17 protein-coding genes are annotated in these 19,806 nt (G+C 67.5%); 11 read left to right on the top strand and 6 right to left on the bottom strand.

The window, feature by feature from the left end; all coding sequences use genetic code 11:
- Nucleotides 1-26: 26 nt before the first annotated feature.
- Complete coding sequence (locus AB0C34_RS27720; RefSeq protein ID WP_357079055.1) at nt 27-1,373, bottom strand: diguanylate cyclase; 1,347 nt, start codon at nt 1,371-1,373, stop codon at nt 27-29.
- Between the two features lie 279 nt (nt 1,374-1,652).
- Between AB0C34_RS27720 and AB0C34_RS27715 the strand changes: the two genes are divergently transcribed.
- Entirely contained in the window at nt 1,653-2,795 is a 1,143-nt protein-coding gene (locus AB0C34_RS27715; protein ID WP_357079100.1) for a beta-ketoacyl synthase N-terminal-like domain-containing protein, read from the top strand.
- A 280-nt stretch (nt 2,796-3,075) separates the two neighbouring features.
- On the top strand, nt 3,076-6,042 hold the full coding sequence (gene uvrA / locus AB0C34_RS27710; protein WP_357079052.1) for an excinuclease ABC subunit UvrA: 2,967 nt from the start codon (nt 3,076-3,078) through the stop codon (nt 6,040-6,042).
- Between the two features lie 203 nt (nt 6,043-6,245).
- On the opposite strand, the gene AB0C34_RS27705 is transcribed toward uvrA, so the two are convergent.
- The 4 genes from AB0C34_RS27705 to AB0C34_RS27690 form a co-directional block, all read right to left on the bottom strand.
- Complete coding sequence (locus AB0C34_RS27705) at nt 6,246-7,769, bottom strand: FAD-dependent monooxygenase (RefSeq protein WP_357079049.1); 1,524 nt, start codon at nt 7,767-7,769, stop codon at nt 6,246-6,248.
- A gap of 49 nt (nt 7,770-7,818) precedes the next feature.
- Nucleotides 7,819-8,433, bottom strand: coding sequence for a TetR family transcriptional regulator (locus tag AB0C34_RS27700; RefSeq protein ID WP_357079046.1), 615 nt, complete (start codon nt 8,431-8,433; stop codon nt 7,819-7,821).
- A 108-nt stretch (nt 8,434-8,541) separates the two neighbouring features.
- Complete coding sequence (locus tag AB0C34_RS27695) at nt 8,542-8,883, bottom strand: DUF1844 domain-containing protein (RefSeq protein WP_357079043.1); 342 nt, start codon at nt 8,881-8,883, stop codon at nt 8,542-8,544.
- Between the two features lie 5 nt (nt 8,884-8,888).
- The gene (locus AB0C34_RS27690) at nt 8,889-9,416 is read right to left on the bottom strand and encodes a DinB family protein (protein ID WP_357079040.1); all 528 of its coding nucleotides are present in this window, start codon (nt 9,414-9,416) and stop codon (nt 8,889-8,891) included.
- Nucleotides 9,417-9,765: 349 nt separating this feature from the next.
- On the opposite strand from AB0C34_RS27690, the gene infC reads away from it, so the two are divergent.
- The 4 genes from infC to AB0C34_RS27670 all read left to right on the top strand — a co-directional run bounded on the left by infC (nt 9,766) and on the right by AB0C34_RS27670 (nt 12,093).
- A complete protein-coding gene (gene infC / locus AB0C34_RS27685) occupies nt 9,766-10,431 on the top strand; it encodes a translation initiation factor IF-3 (protein WP_357079097.1) in 666 nt (221 codons plus the stop codon).
- Nucleotides 10,432-10,488: 57 nt separating this feature from the next.
- On the top strand, nt 10,489-10,683 hold the full coding sequence (gene rpmI, locus AB0C34_RS27680; RefSeq protein WP_357079038.1) for a 50S ribosomal protein L35: 195 nt from the start codon (nt 10,489-10,491) through the stop codon (nt 10,681-10,683).
- A 112-nt stretch (nt 10,684-10,795) separates the two neighbouring features.
- Nucleotides 10,796-11,176, top strand: coding sequence for a 50S ribosomal protein L20 (rplT, locus tag AB0C34_RS27675; RefSeq protein WP_040777418.1), 381 nt, complete (start codon nt 10,796-10,798; stop codon nt 11,174-11,176).
- Between the two features lie 113 nt (nt 11,177-11,289).
- Nucleotides 11,290-12,093: an RNA methyltransferase gene (locus AB0C34_RS27670; protein WP_357079094.1), complete on the top strand. Its 804-nt coding sequence runs from the start codon at nt 11,290-11,292 to the stop codon at nt 12,091-12,093.
- Between the two features lie 123 nt (nt 12,094-12,216).
- Here AB0C34_RS27670 and AB0C34_RS27665 read toward each other — a convergent pair whose 3' ends face one another.
- Nucleotides 12,217-12,795, bottom strand: coding sequence for a TetR/AcrR family transcriptional regulator (locus AB0C34_RS27665; protein WP_357079035.1), 579 nt, complete (start codon nt 12,793-12,795; stop codon nt 12,217-12,219).
- A 107-nt stretch (nt 12,796-12,902) separates the two neighbouring features.
- On the opposite strand from AB0C34_RS27665, the gene AB0C34_RS27660 reads away from it, so the two are divergent.
- From AB0C34_RS27660 to AB0C34_RS27640, 5 genes are all read left to right on the top strand, one after another.
- A complete protein-coding gene (locus AB0C34_RS27660) occupies nt 12,903-14,330 on the top strand; it encodes an MFS transporter (protein ID WP_357079032.1) in 1,428 nt (475 codons plus the stop codon).
- Between the two features lie 376 nt (nt 14,331-14,706).
- On the top strand, nt 14,707-15,768 hold the full coding sequence (pheS, locus tag AB0C34_RS27655; protein ID WP_357079029.1) for a phenylalanine--tRNA ligase subunit alpha: 1,062 nt from the start codon (nt 14,707-14,709) through the stop codon (nt 15,766-15,768).
- A gap of 32 nt (nt 15,769-15,800) precedes the next feature.
- On the top strand, nt 15,801-18,329 hold the full coding sequence (gene pheT, locus AB0C34_RS27650; protein ID WP_357079026.1) for a phenylalanine--tRNA ligase subunit beta: 2,529 nt from the start codon (nt 15,801-15,803) through the stop codon (nt 18,327-18,329).
- Between the two features lie 149 nt (nt 18,330-18,478).
- Complete coding sequence (locus AB0C34_RS27645) at nt 18,479-19,243, top strand: alpha/beta hydrolase (RefSeq protein WP_357079091.1); 765 nt, start codon at nt 18,479-18,481, stop codon at nt 19,241-19,243.
- 36 nt (nt 19,244-19,279) lie between these two features.
- Nucleotides 19,280-19,798 (top strand): hypothetical protein, encoded by a 519-nt coding sequence (locus AB0C34_RS27640; protein WP_357079023.1) that lies wholly within the window; start codon nt 19,280-19,282, stop codon nt 19,796-19,798.
- Nucleotides 19,799-19,806 lie beyond the last annotated feature (8 nt).

The raw sequence follows: 19,806 nt of genomic DNA, 5'->3' as shown, positions 1-19,806 counted from the left end.
GCCAGCCGCGGAGACCGCCGGACCGGTCAGGACACGTGGGTGTTGTTCGGCCTGCGGCCCTTGCTGACAGTGCCCTCGCGATGTCCTGGCGGCTTGGCGCGGTACATCGCCAGGTCCGCGTCGTGCAGCACGGCCTCCGGGGTGCGGCCGTCGCCGATGCTGAGCGCGGTGACCCCGATCGAGGCGTTCACCTCGATCCGGTGCCCGCGCGCGACGATCGGCTCGGCCATGGTCGAGCGCAGTCGAATCACCAACGCGTCGATGTCCACCTGGCGGGTGCGGCCGGACAACAAGACGAGGAACTCGTCGCCACCGAGTCTGCCGACGATGTCGTCGCTGCGCAGCGCGCGCTGCAGCCGTTGTGCGACGATCTGCAGCACGGTGTCCCCGATGGCGTGGCCGAGGCTGTCGTTGATCGACTTGAACCCGTCCAGGTCGATGAACAGCACGGTGGACACCGGCAGTTCCTCGATGGTGGCCAGCGCGGCCGCGAGCTGGGACAGGATCAGCGAGCGGTTGGCCAGCCCGGTGAGCGGGTCATGCGTGGCTTGATACTCCAGTTGCCGCCGACTGGCCCGGAATTCGGTGATGTCGGCGAAGGACGAGACCGCCGACGAGCGCGGGTCGCCCGGGTTGAGCAGGCGGCTGCTGCCGGAAAGCCAGCGCCGCTGGCCGTCCACGCGGTCGACGCCGAAGATGTACCCGGTGATCGTCTCGCCGGTGGCGAGCGTGCGCGCGATGGGGTGGCGGGTCGGCGGCAGCGGCTGAGCGTTCGCGTCCAGCAGCACCAGCGGCAGCGACTGGATGGTCCGCCCGGCGAGTTGTTCATCCGGTCCCTCGGTACCGAAGATGTGTTTGGCCGCCGGGTTCATCGATTCGATCCGTCCCTCCGGATCGATCACCACGACGCCTTCCTCCAACTGTGAGACGACCGTCGTGAAGTACTGTTCGGCCCTGCGCTGCGCGGCCTCGGCCTCCCGCTGGGCGGTGAGGTCGTGAATGACCACCTGGTAGGCGAGGTGGTCGTGCCAGGCGGTCAGCACCGACACCGTTTCGACCGGGACGCTGACGCCGTCGACCCGCATCAGCATCATCTCGGTCGGTTCGGAGGCGGCGCCCGCCGTGGTCAGCGTGCTGATGCGGTCCTGCATCGCGGGAATCGAGGACGGATGGACGAACTTGGTCAGCGGCTGGCCGATCACCTCGTCGGCGCTCTCTGCGGCGAGTAGGCGGACGGTCGCGGGGTTCACGAAGACGACCGTGCCGCGCTCGTGCACACAGATGCCGTCGGGTGTGTGTTCGACCAGCGAACGATAGCGCTCAGCTATTTGGGCGGTGGCGTCAACCGCGGCGGCTGCTCTTTCCTCAACCACTCGAACCCCCGATCGTCGACCCGATTATGGCCATTGGAACACGGGATTATTCTGGTATCGACGTGTACAAGGTCACACCGTCAATGCTATTGCTTCGGTCACAGTCCGGGCAGTTTGTCCGGTTTGATCTGGTGATCATTACAGAGCCCGGTTTCTCCGACGAAGTCGGGCCGACCACTGGTCGGCCCGGAGAACCGGCGAAGGAGCGATACTATGCCGGGCGCTGACCCGAACAAGGCCCCGCGGTTCTCCACGGACATACCGCAGCGTCGAGACCATATGACCATAGCCGGGATCGGTGCGGTGACCGGGTACGGCTGGGGCCGCGAAACTCTCTGGCAGGGACTGCTGAGCGGTGCGTCGGCGGCGTCCACGCAGAGCGGCTACGGGCCGGGACGGGACCAGGATGCCTGGGTGTCGCTGATACCCGACGGTGGCGACACCCAGGTGAGTGCCAGCCGGTACGGGCGTGCCGTGCACGAGGCGGCACGGGAGGCGATCACGGACGCGCGCGACCGCGGCTGGCGGCCGGGCCGCACCGTGGGGTTGTTGCACGCGATCGTGCTCGGCGACGTGGCGAACTGGCGTGATTTCTATCTCATCGATAACGGTCATCGGCGCTCCCGCGATTATTTGCCGCTGCTGCCGTCCACCCCGATGTCGGTGCTACTCCAGGAATTCGGCTTTCATGGTCCGACGATGAATGTGTCCGCGGCGTGCAGTTCAGCCAATGTCGCGCTGATCACCGCGAAACTCTGGCTGAACGCGGGCATGGCCGACGACGTGCTCTGCGTCGCCACCGATCTCTCCGCGACCCCGGACATGGTGGAGCATTTCGTTCAGCTGGGCGCCTCGGTCGCCGACGCCGAACCCCTGCAGGCGTGCCGGCCCTTCCAAGCCGGCAGCCGTGGATTCGGTATCGGTGAGGCCTCGGTGGCCTTCGTGCTGACCCGTTCGGCGGACCGGCCTTATGCCGCTGTACTCGGTGGCGCCATGACCAATGACGCCCATCACGTCATCTCCGTCGACCCGAGCCATGAGCAGATTCTCGACTGCGCCCGCCGCGCCCTCGCCGACGCGGGGGTTCGGGCGACGGACGTGACCTACTTCAACGCCCACGGCAGCGGGACCAGGCAATGCGACGTGGCCGAACACCATCTGCTCGGGCATCTGTTCGACGACCGTCCGCATATTTATGCGCTGAAACCGCTGGTAGGTCACTGTCAGGGCGCGTCGGCCGCAGTAGAGGTGGCCGCGGCGGCATTGGGTTATGACCGCGGCATCGTGCCCGCGGCCCCGATCGTGGCGTCGGCACATCCACGATTACTGGACGGTGCCGCGCCATTCGAGGGCGGCATCACCGCGAAGCTCTCCCTGGGTATGGGCGGCAATAATTCCGTCGTGCTGCTCGGTGCCGTCTGATCCGCGCGCGGTCTTTCGGCCGTGGTACCGGTGGGCCGCGGGCGACCGGGGCCTACCTGCCTCGGAATGGCGGGTGGCACCGAGCCGTTGACCCGGTGGGCCGTGCGCGCGATCCTACGGAGGGGTCCGGCTTCGTCCGGCTCGATCCGCGGTGTGCGACCACCGAGGTTCCGCCGATCATCGAGGGAGCACACGGCCCGCGAAACCTGTCGGTGCCCACGCATAGCATGGCTGACGGGGGTATGTCTGGACGCCGAACACGAATGAGAAGGGACGGCTTGTGGCGGAACGCCTCACTGTGCGCGGAGCTCGGGAGCACAATCTGAAGGGGGTTGATCTGGATCTGCCCCGCGACAGCCTCATCGTGTTCACCGGCTTGTCCGGTTCCGGCAAGTCGAGCCTGGCCTTCGACACGATTTTCGCGGAGGGGCAGCGGCGCTACGTGGAATCGCTGTCGGCGTACGCGCGGCAGTTCCTCGGGCAGATGGACAAGCCCGATGTCGATTTCATCGAGGGTCTCTCGCCCGCGGTCTCGATCGACCAGAAGTCCACCAACCGCAACCCGCGCTCGACCGTCGGCACCATCACGGAGGTGTACGACTACCTACGTCTGCTCTACGCGCGGGCGGGCACGCCGCACTGCCCGGTGTGCGGCGAACTGATCGCCAAGCAGACCCCACAGCAGATCGTCGACCAGGTGCTCGTCATGGAGGAGGGGATCCGCTTCCAAGTGCTCGCACCCGTGGTGCGCACCCGCAAAGGCGAGTTCGTCGACCTGTTCGATCAATTGAACACGCAGGGTTACTCCCGGGTTCGGGTCGACGGCGTGGTGTACCCGCTCACCGATCCGCCGAAGCTGAAGAAGCAGGAGAAGCACGACGTCGAGGTGGTGGTCGACCGTCTGGCGGTGAAGCCGAATTCCAAGCAGCGCCTGACCGATTCGATCGAAACCGCGCTGCGGCTCGCCGACGGCATCGTGGTGCTGGACTTCGTGGACCGTGACGAGCACGCGCACGACCGGGAGCGCCGCTTCTCCGAACGTCTGGCCTGCCCGAACGGCCATCCGCTCGACATCGAGGATTTGGAGCCGCGCTCGTTCTCGTTCAACTCGCCCTACGGCGCGTGCCCGGACTGCACGGGTCTGGGCATCCGCAAGGAGGTCGACCCGGATCTGGTGGTGCCCGACCCGGCGCTGAGTCTGAACGAGGGCGCGATCGCCCCGTGGTCGCGTGGCCAGACCGCCGAATACTTCACCAGGTTGCTGTCCGGCCTCGCCGAGTCCGTCGGCTTCTCCATGGACACCCCGTGGCAGGACCTGCCACTGAAAGCGCGCAAGGCGGTGCTGGAAGGCAGCGCGGACCAAGTGCACGTCTCCTACACCAATCGCTATGGCCGAAAGCGTTCGTACTACGCCGATTTCGAGGGCGTGATGCCGTTTCTGCAGCGGCGTATGGACAACACCGAGTCCGAGCAGATGAAGGAGCACTACGACGGGTACATGCGGGATATTCCGTGCCCGGTGTGCAACGGCGCGCGCCTGCGGCCGGAGATTCTCGCGGTCACCATCGCCGCGAACGGCGACAACAAGTCCATCGCCGATGTCAGCGATCTGTCCATCGGCGATTGCTCGGCGTTCTTGAACTCGCTGACCCTGGGGGAGCGCGAGGCCGCCATCGCGGGGCAGGTGCTCAAGGAGGTGCAGGCACGGCTCGGCTTCCTGCTCGACGTCGGACTGGAGTACCTGACGCTGTCCCGTGCGGCCGCGACGCTGTCCGGCGGCGAGGCGCAGCGCATTCGGCTCGCCACCCAGATCGGCTCCGGGCTGGTTGGCGTGCTCTACGTGCTCGACGAGCCCTCCATCGGCCTGCATCAGCGCGACAACCGCCGGCTCATCGAGACCCTCACGCGGCTGCGCGACCTCGGCAACACGCTGATCGTGGTCGAGCACGACGAGGACACCATCCGCGCCTCCGACTGGGTGGTCGATATCGGCCCGCTCGCGGGCGAGCACGGCGGCACGGTGGTGCACAGCGGGCCCTATCAGGAGCTGCTCACCGACCCGAATTCGCTGACCGGCGCGTATCTCTCGGGCCGCGAGCGGATCGAGGTGCCGCTGGTGCGCCGCCCGATCGCGAAGAAACGGCAGTTGACGGTGGTCGGGGCGAACGAGCACAACCTGAGGGGCATCGACGTCAGCTTCCCGCTCGGCGTGGTCACTTCGGTCACCGGCGTCTCGGGATCGGGCAAGTCGACGCTGGTGAACGACATCCTGGCGACGGTGCTGGCGAACCGCCTCAACGGCGCGCGGCAGGTGCCGGGCAGGCACACCAGGGTCAACGGCCTCGACCACTTGGACAAGCTGGTGCAGGTGGACCAGTCGCCGATCGGCCGCACCCCGCGTTCGAATCCGGCCACCTACACGGGCGTATTCGACAAGATCCGCACGCTGTTCGCGGCCACCACGGAGGCGAAGGTGCGCGGCTATCAGCCGGGCCGGTTCTCGTTCAACGTCAAGGGCGGTCGGTGCGAGGCATGCTCCGGCGACGGCACGCTGAAGATCGAGATGAACTTCCTGCCCGATGTCTACGTTCCGTGCGAGGTCTGTCACGGCGCGCGCTATAACCGGGAAACCCTCGAGGTGCACTACAAAGGCAAGACCATCGCCGAGGTGCTGGACATGTCGATCGAGGAGGCCGCCGGCTTCTTCGAGCCGGTCACCTCGATCCACCGATACCTCAAGACGTTGGTGGACGTCGGCCTCGGCTATGTGCGCCTCGGGCAGAGCGCGCCGACCCTCTCCGGCGGTGAGGCCCAGCGCGTCAAACTGGCCGCCGAGCTACAGAAACGTTCCACCGGCCGGACGGTGTACATCCTGGACGAACCGACTACCGGACTCCACTTCGAGGACATCCGCAAGCTGCTCGCTGTCATCAACGGCCTGGTCGACAAGGGCAATACGGTGATCGTCATCGAGCACAACCTGGACGTCATCAAGACCTCCGATTGGGTGATCGACATGGGCCCCGAGGGCGGCTCCGGCGGCGGCACCGTGGTGGCCGAGGGCACACCGGAAGATATCGCGACCGCTGCGGACAGTTACACCGGCGAATTCCTGCGCGACGTGCTTGCGGTCAAGTCGTCCGTACCCGAACTCGCGGCGAAGAAGTCCACGGCAGCCAAGTCCACGGCAGCCAAGCCGGCCAAGGCCACCAAGCGGGTGGCGAAGAAGGCGGCGGCGGTCGGCTGACGCGTCATCCTGCGACGGGTCCACCGGATGGGTGAACCCGTCGCAGGTTCGTCGCCGGCGTCGCGCGCCGCGCCGGGCTGTCCGCGAGCGTGCGCCCGCGCGGTTGTCGTCACCGCGACGATCCAGGCGATAGGGACCGCGGAATGGCTGACCTGGAATGTCGAGGGCCTGGTCCTCATCCTCGTGCGGGACGTGTCAGCTGTTCAGTCGAGCATGGCTGTCCCGAACCAGCGGGCGAGTGCGTTTCCTGGACCGTCCGTGTCCGTGGCGTCGTCCGCGACCCACGCCACGTAGCCGTCCGGCCTGATCAACAGCGCGTCCGCTGGGGCATCGGCGCACGTACCGACCACGGTGTCGACGCGATCACGCCAGCCGTGCGCGGTGTCGGCACAGCGACCGCCGGTCAAATCGAGCAAGACCGGGCGCGCGCGATGCAGGAGTTCGGCGACGCGTCGCCCGTCGGTGAGGGTGAGTTCGGGTACCAGACGTCCGGCGAGCGGGTGGGTCCCGTCCGTGTCGTACCGGACATCGGATCCGGCGAGCAGATGCGCGAAATACGTCGCCGCCTCCGGCAGGTGCAGAAGTTCGCCGAACAAGGTGCGCAGCGCGGTCACCTCGGGACCGGGTGCCATGAGCGCGGTCTGCGCCATCGACTGCATCATCACTCGTTCACCGACTGGATACCGCTCGGTCTGATAGGTGTCGAGCAGGTCCGCCGGGGCCCATCCGTTCACCTGCGCGGCGAGCTTCCAGCCCAGGTTGATCGTGTCCTGAAGTCCGAGGTTGAGGCCGGGGCCGCCCATGGCGGAGTGGACGTGCGCGGCATCGCCCAGCAGGATGACGTTTCCGTCGCGGTAGCGGTCGGCCTGCCTAGTGTTCTGGCCCTGGACGCGACGCAGTGCGTGCGGTCCCGGGCCCTGTGGCGGCTCGATCGGCAGGTCGACGCCGAGCACCCGACGCAGGCTCACCCGCAGTTCGTCGAAGGTCATGAGTGTCTCGTCCGGCGCGTCGCCGTCGAACTCCATGGTGGCGATGAGTGGACGTCCCGGTTCGAGTTCGGCGAAGACGAACCCGCCACGTTCGAGGCGGTTGTGGCCGAATGGAAGTCGGCCGAACCCGGGTATGTCGACACCGCCGTCGGGGGTGCGGAACTGGTCGGGTAGCCGCACATGCCCCATCCGGTTGACCGTGCTGGAGGTGTGCCCGGGAAAGCCGATGCCGACACTTTTGCGGATCAGGCTCTTCCCGCCGTCGGCGCCGACCAGGTACCGCGTACGCAGGGTGTAGGTCCCATTCGGGCCGGTCACGGTGACGGTGGCCCCCGCGTCGTCGCGATCCAGCCCGATCACCTCATGTCCCCATCGGATCGCTACGCCGAGCCCGCGCACGTGCTTCTCCAGTAGTCGCACCAGCCGCGGTTGTGGCATCACCATCGCGTACATCGGGTTGTCCGCGACTCGATCGAACGACACCGGCATCCCACTGAACATGTAGGCCGGAATCGGCGTCGGCGCGCCGCCCGCGCCCCCGAACTCGTGGTAGAGCCCGCGCAGATCCAGTAGGCGGATCACTTGGCCGACAAGGCCGTTGGCCTTCGGCTCCGTGCTCGGCGCGGTGAGTTGGTCCAGCACGATCGGGCGGATGCCTGCGAGCGCGAGTTCGGCGGCGAGCAGGAGCCCGTTCGGTCCGGCACCGGAAATGACGACGTCGACAGGGTTTTCGGGCATGACGCAGACGCCCCTTCTGGTATCTCGATGGATGTGGTCGCGCGGTCGGTCAGCGCGGGGGATCGGCTAGGCCGGCAGCGATTTCGGACAGGGCCCTGCGGAGCACGGTGGTGACCGGCACCGCGGGATCGGCATGGGCGTAGGCCAGCATGGTCGCGTCGCCTACCGCGCTGATCACGCCTGCCACGAGGTGCGGATAGAGGTCGTGGTGTGGATCGGTTCCGGTGCGCGCGGCGATCACCTCGACCCAGTCCTCAGCTGTTTCCTTGGCGGTCGCGAAGCGCAATTCCGGAACGGTGAGCAGTGTGCGAATCTCGGCCAGTTGGGCCGGGCTCGGCACCACGTCCGCTGCGCCCTCGGCCTCCAGGGGTTCCAGAAGTGCCGCGGAGACGGCTGCCCACAGCGGTTCGCCCGCCGGTCGCTCACTCAGGCAGGCGATGCTGCGCCGGATGCGCTCGGTCTGGCGGTAGGCCAGGGCGTCGTACTTGCCGGTGAAGTAGTTGGTGAACGTCCGCACCGATACGCCAGCGCGCGCCGCGATGTCCTCGCGGGTGACGTGCTCGAGTCCGCGTTCGAAGGCCAACTGCAGCACCGCGTCGCTGAGTGCGCGACGGGTGTCGAGTTTCTTGCGTTCGCGCAGGCCGAGCGTTTGTTCTTCGGGCATGCCAAGAGAGTACCGAAAAACTTGCCAGGTGGGCAAAATTGCCCAGGGGGAAAGTTTTTAGCCGGAGTCTGCGGGATTTTACCGGGGGTCTCGGCTGCGCGGTGAGCGTCAGTAGACCGGGCCGGTGTACTTCTCGCCTGGACCTTTTCCTGGTTCGTCGGGGTGCGCGGAGGTCTCGCGGAAGGCGCGCTGCAAGGACTGCAACCCCTCCCGGATCGGCCCAGCGTGTGGGCCGAGGTACTCCACCGACGCGGTGACCAGTCCCGCCAGTGCGGTGATCACACGCCGAGCCTCGTCCAGATCACGCCGCGGGCTGGCATCCGGATCCTCGTCGGCGAGCCCGAGTTTCTCCGCCGCGGAACTCATCAGCATGACGGCGGCGCGGCTGATCACCTCGACCGCGGGGATGTCGGCCAGTTCGCGCACGGAGGTGTCGGGCTTTTCAGTCATGTCGTTCAGGCTAGCGACGCCGCGCGCAGCATCCGGAGGTGGCCGATCTCTGTGATGTTCTTCATCAACTCCGCGTTGACCCACCCGGCAAGATGGGCCACGGTCAAGTCGGCATCGGCTGGCCAGGGATAGGTGGCTGTTCGGTCCAGTGCGACTTCGGTGAGTCCGTCGAGCATGCGACACCACTGCTCGCGCAGATTGCGGAGGCGGGCTATGGCCGCGGCGCCCGAGCCCGGCCAGGGCGCCTCATCCCGCGCGGAGGGGGTCCGTCCCTCGGCGTAGTCGATCGCAGCGCTCCACCACCACCCGATGTGCCAGGTGAGCCAGCCGATCGTCGGGACAGGTATGGGGTCGGGTTCGGTATCGGCCCAATCCGGCCACCACACCCCGCCGGCATCCGGGCGTACCGTCCAGATGAGCTCGACGGGTTCCCAGAGAAAGTCCTCGTGTGTGAGTGCGTCGAGATGGATCCCGGCGAGCGACCAGGTCAGGTCGAACTGCCATCGCAGCAGCTCGCGGCGTGATGTGAGCACCGGGGGAGGGTGACACGCGCAGGGCGGTCCGGCAAGGGGTTTTCCGGATGATTTCCGGCCGATTCGGTGATAGTCGAACGGAATGTTAGACTCCCTGTTGACGACCACCCCGGGCTTGCTCGGGGTCTGATAAGTGGAGCCCGACTCCCACCGTTGCCGACGAGCGATCGTCAGGTCAAACGGTCCGGTCACCCGTCCTTTCGAGGGCGGGTTTCTTGTGCCATGGTTCTCGCGGGAGAACCGTCGCGCAGGAGTCGATCCGAGAGTTTTCGTGATCGGCGATCGGTCGACCTCGGGCCTCGTGCGGAATACCGCGTCGGGGCCTTTGTGTTGAATAGGGGTTGCAGTTATTGCGTGCGGTCGTCCGACCACACCGCTTGACCTAGGAGGCCCCATCAGCACTGAGACCCGCATCAACGATCGCATCCGTGTTCCCGAAGTCCGGCTCATCGGACCTGGCGGCGAGCAGGTTGGGATCGTGCGTGTTGAAGATGCACTACGCGTCGCCCTCGAAGCCGACCTCGATCTGGTCGAGGTGGCCCCGGATGCTCGTCCGCCGGTCTGCAAGATCATGGACTACGGCAAGTTCAAGTACGAGACGGCGCAGAAGGCGCGCGAGTCCCGGAAGAACCAGCAGCAGACCGTGATCAAGGAGCAGAAGCTCCGCCCGAAGATCGACGACCACGACTACGAGACCAAGAAGCGCAATGTTGTCCGCTTCCTCGAGGCCGGGTCGAAGGTCAAGGTGACGATCATGTTCCGGGGTCGCGAACAGTCCAGGCCCGAACTCGGGTTCCGGTTGCTGCAGCGGCTGGCCTCCGATGTCGCCGACCTGGGTTTCGTGGAAACCTCGGCCAAGCAGGACGGTCGCAATATGACCATGGTCCTCGCCCCGCACAAGGGTGCGAAGACGCGGGTGAAGGCGCAGCAGGAGTCGGCCCCGCGCCCGGCGCCCAGCGCCGCACCAGCCGGCGCGCCGGCCGCGGAGCAGGCCGAAGCGGCGCCTCCGCAGTAATAGCGATCAGAACACCGGCGGCCCTGGCGGGCCGCCGGCACGACAGATAGAGGAATCATGCCGAAGATGAAGCGCCACAGCGGCGCCTCGAAGCGATTCAAGTTGTCCGGTAAAGGCAAGCTGATTCGCCAGCAGGCCAACCGTCGCCACCTGTTGGAGCACAAGCCGACCCGTCGGACCCGTCGTCTGGACGGCACGGAGGTCGTCGCGGCTGCCGACGTCCGTCGCGTGAAGAAGCTGCTCGCTATCTGATTTCGCTGCTGCGCAGATTAGCTACCAGCACATCGCGACCGGAGACGCTCCGGCGCCAACCCCGACCAATTTCCGGGCGCTGCCCGCGCCCCAGATCGAACAGGACTGACCAGTGGCACGCGTCAAAAGGGCCGTCAACGCTCAGAAGAAGCGCCGTTCCATCCTCGAGGCCTCCAAGGGCTACCGCGGCCAGCGCTCGCGGCTGTACCGCAAGGCCAAGGAACAGCAGCTGCACTCGCTCGCCTACGCGTACCGGGATCGCCGGGCGCGCAAGGGTGACTTCCGCAAGCTGTGGATTGCCCGCATCAACGCCGCGGCGCGGATCAACGACATCACCTACAACCGCTTCATCCAGGGCCTGAAGGCCGCCGGTGTGGAGGTGGACCGCAAGATCCTGGCCGAACTCGCGGTGTCGGATGCCGAAGCGTTCGCCGGTCTCGTCGCGGTCGCCAAGGCCGCTCTGCCGCAGGACGTCAACGCTCCGGCGGCATGACCGAGCGAATCATCGGGCGCGGTGCCCTCGGGGATGATTGAGCCGAGCGTCGGCGAGGCGTAGTAGTCATGAGCCGTAATCCGTTGACACCCGGACAGCTGCCGAAACGGCCCGTGGAGGCGCTCAGTGAGCGCAATCCGCGGGTCGTTTCCGCTGTCAAGCTGCACCGCAGCACGCACCGCAAGAAAGAGGGTCGATTTCTTGCCGAGGGCGCCAATGCCGTCGCCGCGGCACTGGACACCGGACGAGTGCGCGAGCTGTTCTACTCGACGACCGCCGCGGAGCGCGAGTACGCGCTGATCGCGGGCGCGGACGCCGCGGGGGTCCGCACCACACTGGTCGGTGACCGCGCTGCGGAGCATCTGAGCGAAACTGTCACGGCGCCGGGGTTGGTCGCGGTGTGTGACCTGCTCGATGTGCCCTTGGTGCGCATACTCGACACCGGCCCGCGAATGCTGGCCGTGCCTGTCGAGATGGCCGAGCCGGGCAATGCCGGAACGCTCGTCCGAGTCGCCGACTCGGTCGGTGCGGACGGTGTGGTGCTGGCGGGAGACACTGTCGATCCGCACAACGGGAAGTGTGTGCGCGCCAGCGCGGGCAGCATTTTCCATGTGCCGATCGCGCGGCACCGAGACGCCGCGTCAGCACTGGATGCGATCGCGGCGGCGGGCATCACCATTCTCGCGACGGCCGCGAACGGCGAGGTCGACTTGGACGACGCCGACGAACTTTTCACCCAGCCGGTCGCGTGGCTGTTCGGCAACGAGGCACACGGCTTGGATCCTGCGGTGGCGGGACGCGCCGATCATCGCCTGCGCATCCCGATTCGCGGCCGCGCGGAAAGCCTGAATTTGGCGACCGCCGCGGCGATCTGCCTCTACGCGAACTCACGGGTGCGCTATCGCGCGGATTTCTGAACGTGCTCGTATCGCACCAGTTGCCTGCCCGCGAGGTCACCGACATTAGGCTACTGAGGCCGAGTGGAGTGGGTGCGCGGCGACCGCGCCGCGGGATTCGGCGTGAAAAGACTGCGGGACAGGTCAATCCCCGTTCTTTGCCAGATCCTCCAGTATGTGCTGCGCCCACGGCGTGGGTACGGCGTCCGGCCCTGCGACCCGCATCGCGCTCATCACCGTGAGCAGCATCCCGGTGGCCAGGAACCGACGCGCCTCGGATTCCGGGGCGCCGGTCAATTCCCGCACCAGGGCGTAGATCCGGCCGAAGCGCGCGCGCACGTCGTCGCCGATCTCCGGGTCCGTACTGGCGGCGAATCCGTGTAGCAGCAGTTGGAGCAGCTCTCGCTCGGCGAGGAACGTCTTGTAGCCCTTACCCAGTGCAAGCAGGGCCTCCTCAGGGCTCACCGCAGGGGGTGCTTGGCCGCGCGACGATCTGAAGATCTCCTCGATCCGGTCGCAGGCGCGGTGTAGTGCGGCGAGGAACAGTTGGCGCTTGGTGCCGAAGAGTCGGATGACGTACGGCTGCGAAACACCCGCGCGCCGGGCGATTTCGTCGGTCTTGGTGGCTGCGTAGCCGGATTCGGCGAACGCGTCGACGGCCGCGCACAGCACCTCCTCGCCGCGTTCGGTGGCGGTCATCCTGGTCCTGGTCGAACGCGCCATCGTGGTACTCCGTCTCCGCTGCTCGGTGCCGACCTTGACAGGTTATCAGTCAATGCATAATCTTCCGGACGACCCTTAGTTATCAGTCAATTACAACAAGGATCGTCATGATCGAGTCTCTCGAAACCCTCGCGGTACCAGTCGAACCGCCCGCGGCCGCCCTCGGCGGGCGTGCGCTGGCCGCCGTGCTGGTCGCCGTCGGTATCCCGATGTTCATGGTCACGCTCGACAACCTGGTCGTCACCAACGCACTGCCGGTGATCCGCACCGAGTTGGGCGCCTCGCTGACCGATCTGCAGTGGTTCGTGAACGGCTACACGCTGTCGTTCGCCTCGCTGCTGCTCACCGCGTCCGCCATCGGGGACCGCCTCGGCAGGCGGAGGGTCTTCCTCGCGGGCATCGCGCTGTTCACGCTGGCGTCCGCGGCTTGTGCGCTGGCTACCGGGCCGGTCATGCTGATCGCCGCACGGGCGATTCAGGGCTTCGGCGCGGCGGCGGTGATGCCGCTGTCGCTGACGTTGCTCTCCGCGGCTGTTCCGGAGCGGATGCGCAACGCCGCCATCGGCATCTGGGGTGGTATCGCCGGTCTCGGCGTCGCGCTCGGTCCACTCATCGGCGGGGCGGTGGTGGACGGACTGAGCTGGCAGTGGATCTTCTGGCTGAATGTGCCCGTGGGTCTCGCGGCGCTGCCCTTCGCGGCGCGCGTGCTCGCCGAGTCGCACGGCCACAACCGCCGCCTCGATCCGGTCGGGCTGCTGCTCTCGGCGGGCGGCGTGCTCGCGGTGGTGTGGGGCGTGATCCACGGCTCCGACGACGGCTGGACCTCGGCGGGCGTGCTGTCCGCGCTGATCGGCGGTGTCGCGCTGCTGGCCTGCCTGATCGGCTGGGAACTGCGCACGCCGGAGCCGATGCTGCCGCTGCGGCTGTTCCGTTCCCGGGCGTTCAGTGTGAGCAACATCGTCGGATTCGCGTTCTCGGTCGGGGTATTCGGTTCGATCTTTTTGCTCGCGCAGTACTTTCAGGTGGTGCAGGGCTACCGCCCGCTGGAATCGGGCCTGCGCACGATGCCGTGGACCATGGTGCCGATGGTGGTAGCGCCGATCGCAGGCCTGTTGGTCGACCGAGTGGGCGCCCGCACCCTGATCGCCACCGGTCAGGTGCTGCTCGCCGCGGCACTGGCCTGGATCGCGGCGATCACGTCGGTGGACGCCGACTATGGCTTATTCGTCGCACCGTTCCTGCTCGCCGGTGTGGGTATGGGGCTGACCTTCGCGCCGGCGTCGACCATCGTCATGGCGAGCGCCACCGCGGCGGATCAGGCCATGGCCTCGGGCACCAACAACACGGTCCGTGAGGTCGGTGTGGCGATGGGTGTCGCGGTACTGGCGTCGGTCTTCGCCTCCCATGGCTCGTACCTGAGCCCTCAGAACTATGTCGACGGGCTGGTGCCCGCGATAGCGGTCGGTGCGGCGATCGTGGCGGTGGGTGCGGTGGTGTCGTTGCTGCTGCCGCGCCGAGTGACGTCGTCCGACTGACATCGTCGGACGGGCCCTCCCGTTGCTTCGACGGGAGGGCACCGCGCGCATCGCGGCAATGTCGGGCGGGTGCTGATCGGCAGCGGGCACGAGTCGCGGTTGCCGCGCGATCGGAGAACCTCTCGCTCGGCCAGGGCGAACTTGTGACGACACGCCGTTGCGTGGGAATCGCCGACCGGACCCCGCGCGGCACGCCACCAGCTCGCTTCGGGGGTGCGGCCTGGGATCACGACGTCCTAGCAGACCGCTTGGTCCGTGGTGGTGGGTAATCCGCGTGAATCGCGCACACGGCATCGAATACGATTCGACCAGCAGCAATGCGGGCGGGCGATCAGCCGTACCCGCGAACCGATCCCCAGGGCAGAGACGGAGAATCGTGGCCGACGACATCGACGCAGGCGAGCAGAACGCGGCGCTGACCGAGGAGGCACTGGCCGCAGCCGCGGCGGCCGCCGAGAAAGCGTTCGCCGCCGCCGCCGATCTGGATGCGCTCGCGGTCGCGAAAACTGAGCATCTCGGCGGCAAAGCGCCGCTGGCTCTGGCGCAGCGCGCGCTGGGCAGCCTGCCGAAATCGGCCAAGGCCGAGGCGGGCAAGCGGGTGAATATCGCCCGAGCCCGGGTATCGGAGGCATTCGAGATCCGCCGTGCCGCGCTGTTGGCCGCGCGTGATGCCGCCGTACTGATCGCCGAGGCCATCGACGTGACGCTGCCCGCACGCCGCAGTGCTGTCGGCGCCCGGCACCCGATCACGATCATTTCCGAGCAGATCGCTGACGTATTCGTCGCGATGGGCTGGGAGGTCGCCGAGGGTCCCGAAGTGGAGACCGAGCACTTCAACTTCGATGCGCTGAACTTCCTGCCCGACCACCCGGCACGCACCATGCAGGACACCTTTCACATTGCGCCGGAGGGTTCGCGCCAGGTGCTGCGTACGCACACTTCCCCGGTGCAGGTGCGCTCGATGCTGGACCGCGACCTGCCGATCTACGTGGTATGCCCCGGTAGGACCTTCCGCACCGACGAGTTGGACGCCACGCACACCCCGGTGTTCTCCCAGGTCGAGGGGTTGGCGGTGGACAAGGGCCTGACCATGGGGCACCTGCGCGGCACCCTGGACGCGTTCGCGCGGGCACTGTTCGGTCCCGAAACCCGTACTCGCATGCGCCCCAATTACTTTCCGTTCACCGAGCCCTCCGCCGAGGTCGACGTGTGGTTCCCGGACAAGAAGGGCGGCGCGGGCTGGGTCGAATGGGGCGGCTGCGGCATGGTGAACCCGAAGGTGCTGATCGCCAGTGGGATCGATCCCGCGGAGTACAGCGGGTTCGCGTTCGGCATGGGCATGGAGCGGACCTTGCAGTTCCGCAACGGCATCCCGGACATGCGCGACATCGTCGAAGGGGACGTGCGGTTCACGCTGCCCTTCGGTATCCGGTCCTGACCCCACCCTTCGATCGAGAGAGCGAACGTCAAGTGCGAGTAGCGCAGTCCTGGCTCACCGACATCATCCAGCGCACCACCCCGCAGTGGTCGGTGACGCCGGAGGAGCTCGACGCGGGATTCGTCCGGGTCGGACTGGAGGTCGAAGAGGTCGACCAACTCCAGCGGGTCACCGGTGACCCGAACGCGACCGCGGCGGGATCGGACATCGAGCGGCCGTTGGTGGTGGGCCGGGTTCTGGAGATCACCGAACTGACCGAGTTCAAGAAGCCGATCCGCTTCTGCAAGGTCGACATCGGTAATCCCGAGCCGCAGGAGATCATCTGTGGTGCAAGGAATTTCGTGGTCGGCGACCTGGTGGTCGTAGTCCTGCCCGGAGGCGTGCTGCCCGGCGGGTTCACGATCACCTCGCGCAAGACCTACGGTCATGTCTCGCACGGCATGATCTGCTCGGTGGCCGAACTCGGGATCGGCAAGGACCATTCCGGAATCCTGATCCTGGAGCCGGGCACCGCCGAGCCGGGTACCGACGCCAACGAACTGCTCGGCCTGGACGACACCGTCATCGAACTGAACATCACGCCCGATCGCGGCTACTGTTTCTCGGTGCGCGGTCTGGCCCGCGAACTGGCGTGTGGTTTCGATCTCGACTATGCCGACCCGGCCGTGCGGACACTTGCGGACGACGATCGCGATGCCTGGTCCATTCGAGTCGAGCCGAGTTCCCAGTGCACCCGTTTCGCGGCGCGCCGGGTCATCGGTATCGACCCGACGGCGGTGAGCCCCTGGTGGTTGCAACGCAGGCTGCTGCTGTCCGGCGTGCGGCCGATCTCGCCCGCGGTCGATGTCACCAACTATGTGATGCTCGAACTCGGCCAGCCGCTGCATGCGTTCGACGCGGCGAAGGTGTCCGGCGGGCTGGTGGTCCGCACCGCGAACCAGGGCGAGACATTGCGCACGCTGGACGATGTCGAGCGGGTGCTCGATGTCGAGGATGTGGTGATCGCCGACGACTCCGGCGTGGTCTCGCTGGCCGGTGTGATGGGCGGCGCGAGCACCGAAGTCGGCGCCGGGAGTACCGACATCCTGCTGGAGGCGGCGGTCTGGAACCCGCTGCTGGTCTATCGCACCGCGCGCAGGCACAAGCTGGTGTCCGAGGCGGGCAAGCGCTATGAGCGGGTCGTCGATCCCGAGATCAATGTCATCGCGCTGGATCGGGCCGCCACGTTACTCGCCGAAATCGCCGGTGGCACCGTCGAATCCACGCTGACCGAGCTTCGTGTCCCGACGCCGGCGATCGAGCCGATTCGCATCGATATCGACCTGGCCGACCGCGTCGCGGGCGTCATCTACCCGACCGGGACCTCGGCGCGCCGCCTGGCCCAGATCGGCTGCGCTGTCGAGGTCGGTGTCAGCGAGTCCGGACACGGCCAGCTGGTGGTCACGCCGCCGAGCTGGCGCCCCGATCTGACCCAGCCCGCCGACCTGGTCGAGGAAGTGCTGCGGCTGGAGGGTCTCGAGCAGATCCCGTCCGTGTTGCCGGCCGCGCCGGCCGGCCGCGGTCTGACTCCCGCGCAGCGCCGCCGTCGCGCGGTGAGTCGTGCGCTGGCTTTCGCGGGCTGTGTAGAGGTACCACCACCGGTGTTCTTGCCCGCCGGGGTGTTCGACACCTGGGGCCTGGACGCGGACGACCCTCGGCGCGCCACCACACGCGTGCTGAACCCGCTCGATGTCGAGCGCGCCGAGCTGGCCACGACTGTGCTGCCCGGCCTGCTCGAGGTGGCCGCCCGGAACATCTCGCGTGGCGCGCGCGACGGCGCCATCTACGGCATCGCGCAGGTCGTGCTGCCCGGACCGAACACCAGGCCGATCGAAGCGCTGCCGGTGGATCGGCGTCCTACCGACGACCAGATCGCCGAGCTGCTCGACTCGCTGCCCGCCCAGCCGGTGCACGTCGCCGCCGTGCTGACCGGGCGCCACGAGCCCCGCGGACCGTGGGGACCGGGCCGCGCCGCCGAAGCCGCTGACGCATTCGCCCTTGCCGACGCCGTCGCCGACGCGGCGGGGGTGATCATCGAGCGTCGCGCCGCGGCCTATCTGCCATGGCATCCCGGCCGCTGTGCCGAGTTGGTGGTCGAGGGAACTGTCGTCGGCTACGCGGGCGAACTGCACCCTGCCGTATTGGAACGGTCCGGTCTGCCGCCGCGCACCTGTGCCCTCGAGCTCGATCTGGACGCGCTTCCCTTGCGGGAATCCCGACCGGTTCCGACCGTGTCGCCGTTCCCCGCGGTGCTGCAGGACGTCTCGGTGAGCGTCGGGAAGACGATCCCGGCGGCGTCGGTGGAGTCGGCGTTGCGCACCGGCGGCGGCGACCTGCTGGAGGACATCGCGCTGTTCGACGTGTATGAAGGCGCCCAGGCGGGGGAGGGACGCAAGTCGCTCACCTATGCGTTGCGCTTCCGTGCTACCGATCGCACGCTGACGGAGGACGAGGCAAGCGCGGCGCGCGACGCGGCCGTCGCGGCGGCAGCCGACGCCGTCGGCGCGGTATTGCGCGGCTGATCCACGCGGCTTGTCGAGACCGTGTGGCCACGCGGCCACACGGTCTCGTCGTCTATGCCGCGCAACCCGTGCCTGCTCGGCCGCCATAGCGATGCGAACACCGCGACCTGCGTGCTCGCACGGTGTCGACAGGGAGTAAGAACGTGAGCATGCGACATCCGGCCAGTCCGATCCTCAACGCACTGACCTACCTGCCGGAGCGGGCGGTGCTGCAGACCCCGACCCTGCTCGGCATGGACTACACCGAGCTGTCGCCGCGCACGGCGGACGGGGAGACGCTGCACGCCTGGTGGATGCCCGCGCGAGACTCGATCGGCCACATTCTGTTCGCGCACGGCAATGCGGGCAATATCGGCGATCGGTTGCCGCTGTTCGCCCTGCTCACCGAGGCCGGATTCGACGTGCTGGCCTTCGATTACCGCGGTTACGGGCGCAGCACCGGCAGGCCGACCGAGCACGGCACCTATCTCGATGCCAGGGCCGCGCGCAGCGCGCTGCTGGCGCGACCGGAGGTCGACCCGAACCGGGTGCTGTACTTGGGCAAGTCGCTCGGCGGCGGCGTCGTGCTCGAACTGGCGCAGGAACATCCGCCGGCCGGAGTGATGCTGATGTCCACGTTCACCGGTATCCGGGACGCGGCCCGTTCGGTGTATCCATTCCTGCCCGCCCCACTCGTGCCGAACGCCTATCCGAGCGAGCGCCGCATCCGCGCGCTACGCGCCCCGGTGTTGATCATGCACGGCGATCAGGATGAGCTGTTGCCGCTGCGGCATGCCGAAAGACTCTACGCCGCAGCCCCGGAGCCGAAACGGCTTGTCGTCTTCCCGGGTGCGGGCCACAACGACTTGATCGTCGTCGGCGGCTCGGCCTGGTACGACCTCGTGCGTGACTGGGCGGGCGCCTTGGTCCGGTGAATGCGCGCGGTAGGCGCAACTGCGTAGCCTGGCGGTATGACGGACAACAGCGAGATCGCGGGTCGATTGGCGGCGCTGCCCGACCCGGAATTGGCGGGGGTTCTGCTGGTTGTGACGGCGGAGCGCCCTGGTTTCGCGATGGTGCACGCGGCGCTGCTCGGACTCGTCGAGAGCGGCGATGTGCGGGCCGCGCCCGATGTGAGTCCGGACACATCGAGCGGCCCCACCGCTGGCCGCATGTCGGCGCCGGAAAGATCCGGGCAGGTTGGAGGCATATCCGGAGCACCAGCGGGACCGGTGCCGCCGTCGAATGTCCCGACGCCCACGTCGAGCGGTGGATACTCGTCCGCCGGTGTACCTACTTTCGAGTCAGTTCGCGATAAGGTCGAGCAGCGCTTCGGTACCGCGCAGGGGATGGACGAGCTCGACCGGCAGACCCCGGCGGGCCGTGGTGTCGACGAACAATGGCAGGCGCGCGAGAAAGCCGCGCGTGAGCGCCTGGATCGGATACGGAAATCGTTGCGCGGCAACGACATCGAAACACACGAACCGTAGTCTCGCCC

The organism is Nocardia sp. NPDC049220, assembly GCF_040647855.1.
GTDB lineage: Bacteria > Actinomycetota > Actinomycetes > Mycobacteriales > Mycobacteriaceae > Nocardia.
The sequence above is the reverse complement of the archived record's forward strand: the minus strand, read 5'-3'. Positions and strand labels throughout refer to the sequence as shown.